General features: G+C 66.1%; 9 protein-coding genes. 8 read left to right on the top strand and 1 reads right to left on the bottom strand.

Annotation, left to right across the window (positions count from 1 at the left end; genetic code table 11):
- The first annotated feature begins 15 nt into the window (after positions 1-15).
- The 7 genes from FRANEAN1_RS14340 to FRANEAN1_RS14370 all read left to right on the top strand — a co-directional run bounded on the left by FRANEAN1_RS14340 (position 16) and on the right by FRANEAN1_RS14370 (position 11,190).
- Positions 16-1,179, top strand: a complete 1,164-nt coding sequence (locus FRANEAN1_RS14340; protein ID WP_020460519.1) for a CaiB/BaiF CoA-transferase family protein — start codon at positions 16-18, stop codon at positions 1,177-1,179.
- 38 nt (positions 1,180-1,217) lie between these two features.
- Positions 1,218-2,771, top strand: a complete 1,554-nt coding sequence (locus FRANEAN1_RS14345) for an NAD(P)/FAD-dependent oxidoreductase (protein WP_020460520.1) — start codon at positions 1,218-1,220, stop codon at positions 2,769-2,771.
- Positions 2,772-2,988: 217 nt separating this feature from the next.
- Complete coding sequence (locus tag FRANEAN1_RS14350; RefSeq protein WP_041254170.1) at positions 2,989-3,888, top strand: hypothetical protein; 900 nt, start codon at positions 2,989-2,991, stop codon at positions 3,886-3,888.
- A gap of 696 nt (positions 3,889-4,584) precedes the next feature.
- The gene (locus FRANEAN1_RS14355) at positions 4,585-7,377 is read left to right on the top strand and encodes an ATP-binding cassette domain-containing protein (protein ID WP_020460523.1); all 2,793 of its coding nucleotides are present in this window, start codon (positions 4,585-4,587) and stop codon (positions 7,375-7,377) included.
- Positions 7,374-8,123 carry an ABC transporter ATP-binding protein gene (locus FRANEAN1_RS14360; RefSeq protein WP_020460524.1) on the top strand — a complete coding sequence of 250 codons (750 nt, stop codon included), beginning with the start codon at positions 7,374-7,376 and terminating at the stop codon, positions 8,121-8,123. The genes FRANEAN1_RS14355 and FRANEAN1_RS14360 overlap by 4 nt, the downstream gene beginning before the upstream one ends.
- A 200-nt stretch (positions 8,124-8,323) precedes the next feature.
- Positions 8,324-9,547: an ABC transporter substrate-binding protein gene (locus tag FRANEAN1_RS14365; RefSeq protein WP_198145507.1), complete on the top strand. Its 1,224-nt coding sequence runs from the start codon at positions 8,324-8,326 to the stop codon at positions 9,545-9,547.
- A gap of 431 nt (positions 9,548-9,978) precedes the next feature.
- A complete protein-coding gene (locus FRANEAN1_RS14370; RefSeq protein WP_020460526.1) occupies positions 9,979-11,190 on the top strand; it encodes an ABC transporter substrate-binding protein in 1,212 nt (403 codons plus the stop codon).
- A gap of 162 nt (positions 11,191-11,352) precedes the next feature.
- On the opposite strand, the gene FRANEAN1_RS14375 is transcribed toward FRANEAN1_RS14370, so the two are convergent.
- On the bottom strand, positions 11,353-12,444 hold the full coding sequence (locus FRANEAN1_RS14375; RefSeq protein WP_020460527.1) for an IS630 family transposase: 1,092 nt from the start codon (positions 12,442-12,444) through the stop codon (positions 11,353-11,355).
- A 112-nt stretch (positions 12,445-12,556) separates the two neighbouring features.
- On the opposite strand from FRANEAN1_RS14375, the gene FRANEAN1_RS14380 reads away from it, so the two are divergent.
- On the top strand, positions 12,557-13,645 hold the full coding sequence (locus FRANEAN1_RS14380; protein WP_020460528.1) for an IS630 family transposase: 1,089 nt from the start codon (positions 12,557-12,559) through the stop codon (positions 13,643-13,645).
- Positions 13,646-13,736 lie beyond the last annotated feature (91 nt).

The following is a 13,736-nucleotide window of genomic DNA, read 5'->3' on the forward strand; positions in this document are numbered from 1 at the left end:
GAACCGGATAGGCAGATGGGCGAAGAAGCCAAAAGCGCGAACGCACGGACCGGTCCTCTGGCGGGACTGCGGGTGTTGGAGATGGCCGGACTCGGGCCCGTACCGTTTGCAGCCATGATGCTCGCTGACCTCGGCGCAGACGTGATCCGGGTCGAACGCCCCGGAGGCGACCCTTTCGTGGGATCGAGGAAGGACATCGTCACGCGGGGTCGTCGCAACGTCATCATCGATGGCCGAGACCCCGCGGGACGCGATTTGGTCCTCGCACTGATCGCGTCCCGGGACGTGCTGCTGGAGGGATACCGCCCCGGCGTCATGGAGAAGCTGGGGCTGGGTCCCGAGGAGTGTGAGGCCGTCAACCCGCGCCTGGTCTACGGCCGGATGACGGGCTGGGGCCAGAATGGCCCGCTTGCCCACACAGCCGGCCACGACATCACCTACATCGCGCGGACCGGCGCCCTCTGGGCGACAGGCCGCGCCGGTGAAGCCCCCAGCCCACCGCTCAATCTTGTCGGTGACTACGGCGGCGGCGCGATGCTCCTACTCGTCGGAGTGCTCGGCGCGCTGTTCGAGTCCAGCACCAGCGGCCGAGGACAGGTCGTCGACGCTGCCATGGTCGACGGCACCGCGCTCCTTACGACCCTTATATGGTCCATGCGCGCGGCCGGCACCTGGCGGGACGCACGCGGGAGCAACCTTCTGGACGGCGGAGCACCGTTCTACGACGTCTACACGTGCAAAGACGGCGGCCATATCGCCATCGGTGCGATCGAACCGCAGTTCTATGCCGAGCTGGTACGTCGTACCGGATATGACGCCGAGGGCCGCGGCCAATGGGACGTGCACAGCTGGCCACAGCAGAAGGCCGCGTGGGCGGACCTGTTCGCCAGGCGGACACGTGCGGAGTGGACGGCTCTCCTTGAGGACGGTGACGCCTGCGCCGCGCCAGTCCTGAGCTGGCACGAGGCGCCCGAGGACGAGCACCTGTGGGCCAGAGGAACATTCGTCCACGTTGACGGGATGATCCAACCGGCTCCGGCACCCAGGTTCGGTCGCAGCGGGACCTCTCCCGTCACCGCGCCCCCGGCTCCGGGGGAACACACCGACCAGGTGCTCGTGGAGCTCGGATTCTCTCCCGAGCATGTGGACGACCTGCGCCGAAGCGGCGTTGTCGCGTAAATGATCCTCTTCTCAGTGGCATAGGCGAGGCGAAAGCGATGCCGCGTTCTGCAGTTGTGATCGGAGCCGGTCACAACGGCCTCACCGCCGCCTGCTACCTGGCCCGTGCGAACGTTCAGGTGACCGTCTTCGAGGCGTCCGAACACATCGGCGGCATGACTGCGACCCTGCCATTGATCCCCGAGGCGCCCGAGCACCTGGTCAGCCCCTGCGCCATCGACGCCGTGTACTGGCAGGCCTCGGGAGTAGGCGATGAGCTGGGCCTGTCCCGGTTCGGCCTGCGGACCGTCGAGCACGACCCCGCATGGGCCTGGCTGGGCCCGAACGGTGAGTCGCTCGTCCTGCGCAAGGACGTCGAGGCCACGATCGCCGACATTCGCCGCTTCTCCCCGGCGGACGCCGAGACCTATCGCCAGTTTGCTGCCACAGCCCAGCGTGCACTGGCCATTCAGGACCTCTATGGAGCCCGGCACCCGTCGGCACCGGGTCGCCGCGTCTTACTCAAGGCCATCCGGGAGCTGCGCGACCGCGAGGTCCGACGCCTGCTCGGCGCGGCCCTGAGCACCTCGGCCGCCGACCTCATCTCCACCACGTTCACCAGCGAGGCCGTGCGTGGGGCCTTCGCCTGCATGGCCAGCATCCTCGGGTCGGTCATCGCCGACAGCAGCGGTATTGGCATTCTGGCCACAGCTCCCCTGCACACCTACGGCGTGCTGCGCCCGATCGGCGGCATGCAGGCCATCCCGGACGCTCTGCATCGCTGTCTCACCGACGCGGGCGGCGTCGTGAAGGTCGCCGCGCCAGTGACGACGATCCTGGTCGAGCGCGGTGCCGCGGTGGGCGTCGTCCTCGCCGACGGCACAACGGTGCGCGCCGACCACGTGGTGTGCGCGATCCCCCCACAGGTGACCGCTCGACTCCTCGCCGACAGCGACCTGCCGGGTGTCGAAAGCCTGCGCCGCGCGCCCGCTAACGCCTCCGGCGTCGGTTGTCTCACGATGGGGCTCGCGCTGCGCGGGCAGGTCGCGATACCGGACCACCAAGCCGCTCGCCACGACAGCGTCGACCTGCGAGAGCCAACCCTCTTCTTCGGCACCCTCGACGAGGTGGAGTCGGCCGAGCGAGAGGCCCGCAGCGGACTGACACCCGCGAACCCCCCGTGGACAGCGACCATCCTGTCCGCCCGTGACCCCTCCCAGGCCCCGCAGGGGCAGGACATCCTCTACGCGTACGGCCCAGCGCCGGTTCGGCCGCACGCCGGCTGGCAAACGGCGCGGAAGTCGGCCGAGGAAGCGCTCGTTGGTGCGCTCTCCCAGGCCCTCGACGGCCCCGAGACCCTGGAGATCGGTCGCTTCGTCGAAACTCCCGAGGCGCTCGAGCAAAGACTCGGTGCGCCGAACGGGTGCATCTACCACGTGGACCAGAGTGTGACCCGTATCGGTCCATTGCGCCCCGCTCTCGGCTGGGCAGGCCGGACCCCACGCGTCCCTGGGCTCGTCCTCTCGGGCGCGGGAAGCCACCCGGGAGGAGGAGTCTCCGGCCTCCCGGGACAGATCGCTGCCCAGACCGTCCTAAGAACCTTCAAGCCCTGACCCCGCACAGCTCCATCGCACCAATACAAAACCCTGTGGCCCCCGATTAGAAACAGCCTCGGCATCCGCCCGGACTCTACGAGGACTTGCCAATGATTCCACCGCCCGAACCACGTTATGGCGCGCCCGTGCGACCCGTCGCGGCGGTATCAGCCTGCCTTCCGGCGAGAAGGAGGGCTCACAGTTGAGCCAGTCATTAGCATCGGGGAAGTATCCGGTGCCACCGGTCGACCTGTCGGCGCCCGCCGGGTTGAGCTGGGCATTCACCATCGTGTGCCTGACGTTCCTGCTTGCCGCTTTGGTGTATGTGGGGTGGCTTGCGCGGCGCGGAGAATCGATGGGCATCGTGATGCTCGTCGGTGGTTTACTGGCGTCTTCTTTCGAAGTGTTCGCAGATTATGTCGGTCTGCTCTGGTTCGCTGACGACAACGTAGCGATAACGATCAATCTCATGGGTCGGCACGTCCCACTGTACGTGGTGGTCGGCTATGTATTCTTCTTCGGCCTGCAGGCGTACATCGACTTCAGGGCGATCTCCCTCGGTCTGAGCGCGAAGTACTTCGTTTATTCGTTCGGCTTCGCCTGGCTGTTTGATTTTGGCTTGCAGGCGACCGGCGCGACCTTCGACCTCTACCATTACTACGGCAACAACCCGTTCCGGGTGTTCGGGGCACCCGTCTGGTGGTTCACCATTGACGGAATCGCACCGATGCTCATCGCGCTGTTGCTGTTCGTCTTGCGCTACCGCCTGACCGGTTGGGGCCGCCTGTTGCCGATATTTGTCGTACCCGCTACCTATGCTGGATGGAACGGTGCGACAGGTTTGCCGATCTTCGTAGCTCTGAACAGTAACTATGACACGGCTGTCAATGGCAATGGTTCGACTAGCCTGGTTTGGCTGGGCGGATGCCTGACAATTGGTGTCTGCCTGCTGTTCGGCTGGATCGCCCTAGATGAGATCAGGCGCGCCCAGGTCAGTGCTGGGATACCGATCAGACGTGAGTTCAGTCTGCGTGACCTACTGTTCGCGCCGTTGCCGGGAGGGGTTGGAGCTCCGCGCGCCTCAGGGGAAGCTAACGTCAACCCGGTGGTCAAGGAAGCGGTTGATCAACACTGACCTCGCAGGCACGGCACGGTTGCCCCCAATGCTCGCTGGGAAGTCGGCTTGCCGGGCCGCATTGTTCCGGCAGCCCACGACACCGTGATCCCGCCGCTGACCGGTCCCCCGCGGTCAGGGATCGCCTGCACCTGACCCGCGGTCCCGTCGAACCGCGCCGGACCCTCGCCGTCGAGGATCGACACCCTCGATGACGAAATCAGCCGGTTCCGACCGCTCGCTACGTATCGACCCATCTTGCCACACCCAAAAGGCGAAGATCTGTGGCGAATTGGATCTACTTCTACGCATATTTGACATATGGTCTTGCTTGTCGGTCGACTCGCGCAGTACCGTCCCTGGCATGTTGAGCGTTGGTGCACGCTTCGCCACGCGCGCCCCGAGGCCGCGCACTCCCTCGGGGGCACGTCCCGTGGGCTCCTCGGCGTGGCGTCGCCCGATGAGCCGGCCAGCGGCCGACCACGTCGTTTGTGTGGGGATAGTCGGCCACGCGCGTGGGTCGAGCCCCTCGAGCTGTCCGACCGCGTGCGCCCTCCACAGCGCACCGGTCCTAATCGTGCTGCCGGTTGGCAGCGCAAACAGCGTGGGCCAGGGCATCGCTCGACAGCCCGGTCCGGCGCGGCTTTCTGACAGTAATCAATCCAGCGACGATTGGCGCCGTCGTAGAGACTGGCCATCGGTGTAGGTAGGGGAAAGATGTCCGACGTTCTTCCGTTCTTAGTCGCCGGTCTGACGACCGGCGCGGTCTACGGGCTTGCCGGTACCGGATTGGTGTTGACCTATAAGACGTCGGGCGTCTTCAACTTCGCCCATGGCGCGGTCGCTGCGCTGGCGGCGTACGTGTTCTATTCGCTGTGGGTAAGTCAGGGCTGGCCGTGGCCGGTGGCGGTGGCGGTGGCGGTAGTGGCCGCGGGTCCGGTGCTGGGCCTGGTCCAGGAGCTTCTCGCGCGTTTCATCCAGGGCTCTAGTCTGGCCTTGCAGGTGGCGGCCACAGTGGGGCTGTTGCTCGTAGTCCAGGCGGTACTGGTGCTGGTCTACGGGACGTTGGAGACGCGGACGGTTCCGATCTTCCTCGGCTCCGGGAATGTGCGGCTGGCCGGGACGAATGTTCGCTGGGCGGACATAGCAACATTCGCGTTTGCCGTGGTGGTGACGGCGGGGCTGTCCGTGATGTTCCGCCGAGCCCGGCTGGGGTTGGCGATGCGCGCCGTGGTGGACGATCCAGCGTTGCTGGATCTGGCTGGAACGAGCCCGCGGCAGACGCGCCGGTTCGCGTGGTGCATTGGGGCGACTCTGGCGGCGGCGTCGGGGGTGCTGTTCGCGCCGTTGCTGCCTTTGGACGTGCTACAGCTGACACTGCTGGTGGTGGCCGCCTTCGGTGCGGCGGCGATCGGCGCGTTCACGAGCCTGCCGCTGACGTTCGCCGGGGGGCTGGTGATCGGGGTGCTCGCCTCGCTGGCCACGAGGTACTTCACGACGGGGCTGCTGGCCGGGCTACCGCCCGCGCTGCCGTTCGCGGTGCTGTTCCTGGTGCTTCTCGTCTTCCCCCGGCGGTATCTGTCCGGGCCGGTACGGGTCGTGCCGCGCAGCCGTCCGGCCTGGGCCGCGCCGGCGCCATTGCAGCTGCTGGCCGGGGTCGGACTGCTGGTCGCGTTGGGGCTCGTGCCATCGTTCGCCGGCATTCACCTCACCGACTGGACGGCGGCGCTGGGCACGGCGATTGTGTTCCTGTCCTTGGGGTTGCTGGTTCGTACATCCGGGCAGGTCTCGCTGTGCCATGTGAGTTTCATGGCGATCGGCGCCGCGGCCTTCTCCCACCTTGCTGTCGGACACGACCTGCCCTGGCTCGTCGCGTTGCTAGTCACAGGGCTGATCGCCGTACCAGTCGGGGCGATGCTGGCTGTCCCGGCGGTCCGCTTGAGCGGCCTATATCTTGCGTTGGCGACGTTCGGGTTCGGGATCTTCCTACAGTACATGCTCTATACCCAGGACTACATGTTCGGCTCGATGGGCGCGGGATTGAGCGAGCCGCGGCCGCACCTGTCGTGGCTGAACGTGGAGGATGACAAGGGCTTCTACTACCTGGTCCTCGTCATGGCCGTCGCGGCCGTCACCCTCCTAGTAATCTTGGACCGGAGCCGGCTGGGCAGGCTGTTGCGGGGACTGGCGGAGTCGCCGACCGCGTGGGAGACCTCCGGGGTGACAGTGAGCGTCACCCGCGTGCTGGTGTTCTGTGTTTCGGCGTTCATGGCGGCGGTCGGTGGAGCGCTGACCGCGGTCGCGCAGAGCACCGTGTCCGCCGACGCGTACCAGCCGATGCTGTCGCTGACCTATTTCGCGGTCGTCATCGTCGCGCTGGGCGGCAACCCCTGGTACGCGCTGACCGGGGCGGGTGCCCTCGAACTGATCCCGTCCTATATCTCTGGCGAGAACACCGCCGCGGTCCTGCAACTGGGTTTCGGTCTGGCAGCGGTGGGCGTTGCGTTAGCTCCCCCAACGGCGAGCCTGCTCCCCGTCGCCGTGCGGCGTCGCATAGACGCGGTGTCCCGCCGTCCGCGGCCGTCAGGGGCACGGGCACCGGAAGGTGCCGCGGCGGTCCCAGCGGCCGCTGCATCGTGGCCGGGGAACGGGGCGGCGGAAAGACAGGTGGCTGCTGGCGCCCTAGAGGTGCAGGACCTGAAAGTCCGGTTCGGCGGCGTGCTCGCGGTGGACGGTCTCAGCCTGGCCGCGCCGACCGGCCGGATCACGGGTCTCATCGGCCCGAACGGCGCCGGCAAGACCACAACGTTTAACGCATGCTCGGGCCTGGTGCGTCCAAACAGCGGGCGCGTGTTGCTCGCCGGGCACGACGTCTCTCGCGCCGGACCGGCGGCCCGGGCCCGGCGCGGGCTGGGCCGAACCTTCCAACGGATGGAGCTGTTCGACTCGCTGCCAGTCCGGGACAACGTGGCCGCCGGCGCGGAAGGCGCGCTCGCCGGCGGCAACCCGCTGACGCACTTGGCCAGCCGGCCGGAGGACCGCGTGCAGGTCCGCCGCGCCACCGACGATGCACTGGAGATGTGCGACCTGACCGCCCTTGCCGACACGGTGACGGCGAAGCTGTCAACCGGGCAGCGGCGGCTGGTGGAGCTGGCCCGCTGCCTCGCGGGCCCGTTCCAGATCCTGCTGCTCGATGAGCCGTCTTCAGGGCTGGACCGGGTGGAGACCGTCCGGTTCGGGGAGATCTTGCGCCGCGTCGTCGCAGAGCGCGGCGTTGGGATCCTGCTCGTCGAACACGACATGGCACTTGTCCTCGACATCTGCGAGATGATCTACGTTCTCGACTTCGGTCGACTCGTGTTCGCCGGGAGCCCGGGCGAGGTCGTCGCATCTTCGGTCGTGCAGGCCGCCTACCTCGGCGACACGGCTGTCGAAGCCGCCGTCCCACAGACGGCGCAAGGTGAGGCAACCGTGAGCGGGCTCGTGTCGGATGAGGAGGTCGTGGCATGACGGGCGTCACCGCGGTGGGCCAGCGGGCTGATGTCCTCGAGCTTGACCGAGTGACTGTTGGCTACGGACGGTCCACCGTGCTGCGTGACGTCACGCTGACGGTACCCGCGGGATCGGTCGTTGCCCTGCTCGGACCCAACGGAGCCGGCAAGACGACGATGCTTCGCACGGCAGCCGGTCAGCTGTACCCCTCGGCGGGGACGGTGGCGCTGGAAGGGACGGAGGTGACCCACCAAAGCCCCCACGAGCGGGCGCGGGCCGGGCTCTGCCTCATCCCGGAGGGGCGGGGAGTTTTCCCCCGGCTCACCGTCTGGGACAACCTCGCGCTGCAGGTCCCACCCTGGCGCAGGGGCGAGGGGATCGAACCCGCACTCGACGCCTTTCCGGCCCTGCGCGCGCGGCTCAAGCAGACCGCCGGCACCATGTCCGGCGGCCAGCAGCAGATGCTTGCCCTGGCCCGCTGCTACCTCGCGAAGCCCGCCGTGGTCCTGCTCGACGAGGTCTCGATGGGTCTGGCTCCACGCATCATCGACCAGATCTTCGACGCACTGCACACTCTCGCGACCCAAGGCGTGGCGATGCTCCTAGTCGAACAATATGTCAGCCGTGCCCTCGATCTGGCCGATCAGATATACCTACTCGACCGCGGCACCATCAGTTTCTCCGGCCCCCCAGCCGAACTCGACCAGGACTCCCTCCTCCGCGGCTACCTCACCGGCGACGGCAACACTAAAAGTCGAGGCTAGAAGGAATCAAATCATCCGACCGATGCCCTGGCAGGGTCTTTCTGTCTGCGAAATGGCGGTTCAGGTCCACGAGCATCTTGTGTCGTCGCTTCGAAATATTGCGTTGCCCTTGTTCGCCGGGGGTGGGATGGAATTCATTAAGTCATGTCAAAATCTTCTGAAGGGTGACCATTGCTATGAAGAGATTATGTGTCGTCGTCGTGGTGGCGGCGCTCGCCGCGGTAATACTGGCTGCCTGCGGCTCCGGCTCCGGCTCCGGCTCCAGCGCCGGCGGCGGCATTGGCACAGCAAAAGGGGACCCGATCGTCGTCGGGACGATTTGCAGCTGCTCGGGAGCCCAGGCGGCCTCGACCGCCAAGGTCAAGGATGTCGCCCAGGTCTGGGCCGAGTCGGTCAACGCCCGCGGTGGCATCAACGGCCATCCCGTAAAAATGATTGTCGAGGACGATGCCGGCGACCCGGCCAAGGCTCTGCGGGCCGCGAAGAAACTGGTCGAGCAGGACCACGTCGTTGCCATCGTCGGCCAGATGAGCCTCGCCGACGCCACATGGGCCGACTATACGTCGAAGAAGGGTGTGCCGGTGGTCGGCGGGATCTCCGCCACGATCCCGTACCTTACGGAGCCGACCTTCTTCGCCTCGGGTACCACATTGCCGGCGCTTGTGGCAGGCACCCTGCTGACGGGAAAGGAAGCAGGCAAGACCAAGCTCGGGGTATTGTACTGCTCCGAGTCGCCCTCGTGCTCGCAACTTGACCTGTTCACCAAGGCAGCTGCTGGGATTGTGGGAGGCATCATTGTCACGTCGGCGAAGATATCCTCGACCGCGCCGAACTACACAGCTCCTTGCCTGGGACTGAAGCGGGCCGGTGTGGACAGCATAACCCTCTCGGCGAACAACACGGTCGTAGCGCGCGTCATGGAGGCCTGCGCGCAGCAGGGACTCCATCCCACCATGGTCAGCCAATTCGCCACGAGTGCACCGGAGTGGCTTCGTAATCCCAACTTCGAGGGCGCTTTGCTGACATCGCAGACCGCCGTGCCGGTCGCGTCCGCACCAGCCGGCAAAGAGTTCCTGGACGCAGTGGCAAAATTCGCCCCTGGGCTCACCCGTGACCCTCAGTTCACCCCGGCTACGATCCTGGCATGGGCCGGCGGAAAGCTGTTCGAGGCGGCGGCCAAGGCAGGTGGTGTCGGACCGAACTCGACGCCCACTGATGTCATGAAGGGCCTCTACACCCTCAAGAACGAGACGCTCGGTGGCCTCGCTCCGCCACTAACCTTCACGAAGGGCAAGCCCGCTGTCCCGACCTGCTACTTCACCACCCAGATCCATAACGGCGAGTACATACTGCCGGATGGGCCCGCGCCTAAGTGCCTAACCCCGTCCCAGGTCGAGGCGTTCGGGAAATTGCTCGCGGGATAAGCGCATCCCTCAACAGGAGATGTAGACCAAGAACCCGGACGACCAAGATCCCCGCGCCGCAACTTGGCGGCGTGGGGACCGATGTAATGGCCGCGCCCCGTACTTGCGCGCCCACCGGTCATCGACAGCAGTCGACGAACCCCTCGATGGTGTGATCCTGAAATCGGCTACCAGCGCCGAGCCTACCGGCATCGGCTCCCGCGTCCCGAGGCCGCCTGTCGAATCGGGCCGAGCGTCAAATCTGGCGAGGGTACGCAGCGTCACCGGATTCAAATGGTCGTCGGCCCAATTCCATACCTTCAGATCGAGGTGTTGCGACGACCGCTTGAATTCCCCCTGGCACCATCGGAGCTCCAGGCAAGACTGGCTCGGCCCACCACGAACCATGGCGCTTGCCGTCGCTCTCGTCCATCCTTCTGTAGGAGAACTGCATGCGCTTAGGCTGCTTGGCACGACCGTTTGGGGTGGCGGCCGCGATCCTCGTGGCTGCCACAGCCAGTTGCTCGTCACCGGACGCCGGGGGTGGGGCGAACGCTGTCTGCAACAGTTCCGGGGTCACGGCCGACCAGGTCAAGCTCGGCTTCGTGTTCTCCGACTCGGGCACTGGCAGCACAGCATTCTCCTCGGCCCGCTCCGGGATCGACGCCAGAATCGGCCTAGCAAACGAAGAAGGCGGGATACATGGCCGCCGCATCGTCTACGACTGGCGCGACGACGGGAACTCCCCGTCGCAGAACGCCCGCGTCACCGAGGAACTCGCCCAGCAGGAGTCCGTGTTCGGTCTCGTGACGGCCACCACCTCGATCGGCGGCTCGTTGGACACCCTGGCCACGCAGGGGGTCCCCGTCGTAGGCCTTGCTTTGCCGGCCTGGGCCAAGTATCAGAACTTTTTCTCCAACCTGTACGAATTTTCACCCCAAACCCTCGGCCGCTATATCCAGGCCAGCGGCGGCACGAAGGTCGCCTTCGTGACCACGGGGGCGTCGGCAATTACGATGGAAAATGTTGCGCGTTACAAGGCCATCGTGGAGTCGATCGGTCTCACCGTGGTCGGGACGATTTCCTACGCGAGTGCCAGCGACAGCCCGACCCGGATAGCCGGGCAGCTGGCCAACGTGGGGGCCGACTCCATCCTCGGCTTCACAACCCCGGACGACTTCGCCGCCATCATGCAGGCCGTCCGTGCGGTGAACCTGAGACTCGCCGTCAGCATCTCGCTCGCCGGGTACGATCGCGGCCTGCTGCCCACGCTGGGGCCGGCGCTCGCCGGCGTCTCGTTCCCCGTCTACTTCCGCCCCTTCGAGGCCGGCGGTGCCCCCATCGAGCGCTACCGCGAGGCGATGACCCGCTTCGCGCCCCAAGCCGTCTTCCCCGAGCAGCAGTTCGCCATGTACGCGTACATCTACACCGACATGTTCCTACGCGGCCTCGAGGTGGCTGGTGCCTGCCCCACCCGGGAGGGTTTCATCAGCGCCCTACGAGGCGTGACCGGCTACGACGCAGGCGGCCTGATCGAACCAGTCGATCTCCGCGACATCGCCACCAAGCCGCTCACCTGCAACGCTTTCGTCCAGATCAGTCCGGCTGGCGACGAGTTCCAGGTCGTCCGTATACGCCTCTGCGCTGACGGCGGAGGCGCATGACAGCGCCGCGCCTGCGTCGCCGCGCGCCCTCGTCGCTCGTTCCGCAGCCGCGGTGCGACCGTCACGATCCGTCTACCGAACTCGGGCGGTCCCGCTGTTGGCGGCGGGGCTCTAGTAGATTGTAAACCAAAATTCTTTCCGATGATACATAACTAAATGTCGTCACAAGTTGTTGGCGAGCAGCTTCCTGAATTCCCGGTGGAGTACCTCCACCTTGGCTACGATCTCTTCTGTGGTGGCTGTCCACTCGAACGGATGGGCGTCCCAGTTCCAGTTCTTGACATAGTTGTTGATGGTGTTGACGAGGTCCTGAACCGAGACGAACGCCCCGTGCTGGAGTGCGTGCCGGGTGAGAATACCGAACCAGTTCTCGACCTGGTTGAGCCATGAACTGCCGGACGGGGTGAAATGGAACGTGACGTTCTTGTGTCTGCGTAGCCATGTGTCGACGTCAGGGCCGTAGTGGGTGGCCAGATTGTCGACCACGACATGGAGCTCCGCACCGCCGTATTCCGCGATGACCTGGTCCATGAACGTGAGGAAATCGGCCCTGGTGTGGCTGGGGAAGCACCTGGCGGTGACCCGCCCCGTCCCGACATCGAGGGCGGCGAACAGGTCGGTCGTGCCCTTCCGCTGGTAGTCGTGCGTGCGGGTGGCGACCCGGCCGGAGGCGACCGGCCGCGGTGGCTGCGTCCGGTCGCGTGCCTGCACCCCAGGCTTTTCGTCGATCGACAGGACCTCGGCGCCCTCGGGGGGATCAAGGTAGAGGCCGACGACGTCCTCCACCTTGGCCTCGAAATCCGGGTCCGCCGAGAGCTTGAAGACTCGGTGCCGGTGCGGCTGGAGATTGTTCTCCCGCCACAGCTGGGCCACGAAGGTGTGCGAGACCGACACTCCTTCGCGGCGCTTCAGGTACCGCGCCATCTCGGTGCTCGTCCAGTGGCTCAGTCCGGTCTCCGGTGGAGGAGTGGTCCTGGTCAACGCCAGGATCCGCGCCCGTACCCGCCCCGGGACCTCCCGTGGCCGCCCCGGGGACACCCGGCTCAGCAAGCCGTCCGGCCCCTCCTCGTCATAGCGCGACAGCCACAGTCGCACGGTAGGCTTCGACGCGCCCGCCTTCTCGGCTATTTCCCGCACCGAGAATCCTTCGTCCCGCCATAGCACCATACGGGCGCGGGCAGCCGCAGACCTGTCGTACCCACCACCTCCAGCCAAGGACTCGAGAATATTGCGTTGATTATCAGTTAGGATCATGTGTCCAATTTACCCACACTTTTTCCAGCCTAACAGTGTCACTGGAACGAGCATTTGTTTACGCCGCACTAGTGTGCTGAGTCTTAGATTCGTGCGCGGATAGAATGGGTGGGTGCCTGGCCCGAGTGCGGAACCCATCGAGTTGTCGGCTGCTGAGCGTGCGGTGTTGGAGGGGTGGGCCCGGCGACGCAAGACCGCGCAGGCGCTGGCGTTGAGGTCGCGGATCGTGCTGGCCTGCGCGGACGGCGGGACGAACTCAGGGGTCGCCGCCGGGATGGGGATCACCCGGGGAACGGTGGCGAAGTGGCGGAACCGGTTCACGGTCGACCGGCTGGAAGGCCTGTCGGACGAGGAACGTCCGGGGGCGCCGCGGAAGGTCACCGACGCGCAGGTCGAGGCGGTGATCGCGAGGACGTTGGAGGAGAAGCCGCCGAACGGTGACACGCACTGGTCGTCACGGTCGATGGCGAGGGCCAGTGGGTTGTCGCAGTCGACGGTGTCGCGGATGTGGCGGGCGTTCGGGTTGAAACCGCACCTGGTCGAGACCTGGAAGCTGTCCACGGACCCGCTGTTCGTGGACAAGGTCCGTGACGTGGTCGGGGTCTACCTGGACCCGCCGGAGAAGGCGATCGTGCTCTGCGTCGACGAGAAATCGCAGGTCCAGGCCCTGGACCGGACCGCGCCGGTGTTGCCGATGATGCCGGGCACGCCCGAGCGGATGACCCATGACTACGTCCGCCATGGCACGACCAGCCTGTTCGCCGCGCTCGACCCGACGTCGGGCTCGGTGATCGCGCAGACCTACCGGCGGCACCGCCACCAGGAGTTCCTGCGTTTCCTCAAGCTGATCGACGGATCCGTCCCGAAGGGCTACGACCTGCACCTGGTCCTGGACAACTACGCCACCCACAAGACCCCTGCGGTGAAGAACTGGCTGCTGCGCCACCCCCGCTTCCACCTGCACTTCACTCCGACGTCGGCGTCGTGGATGAACCTGGTCGAACGCTGGTTCGCCGAGCTGACCAACCGCAAGCTGCGCCGATCCACGCACCGGTCGGTCGTCGAACTCGAAGCTGACATCCGTAAATGGATCAACGCTTGGAACAAGGACCCGAAGCCGTTCGTCTGGGCCAAGACCGCCGACGAGATCCTTGAAACCCTCGCCGCATACTGCCAGCGAATCAGCGACTCAGCACACTAGTAGGGCTTTGTTAGGTGACTCTGGCTGGTTTGGCTGGTAACGGTTCGTAGGGGCGGTGGCAGGTGCGGCAGGCGCCGGTCCAGACGTTGAG

This window comes from Parafrankia sp. EAN1pec (assembly GCF_000018005.1).
Lineage (GTDB): Bacteria > Actinomycetota > Actinomycetes > Frankiales > Frankiaceae > Parafrankia > Parafrankia soli.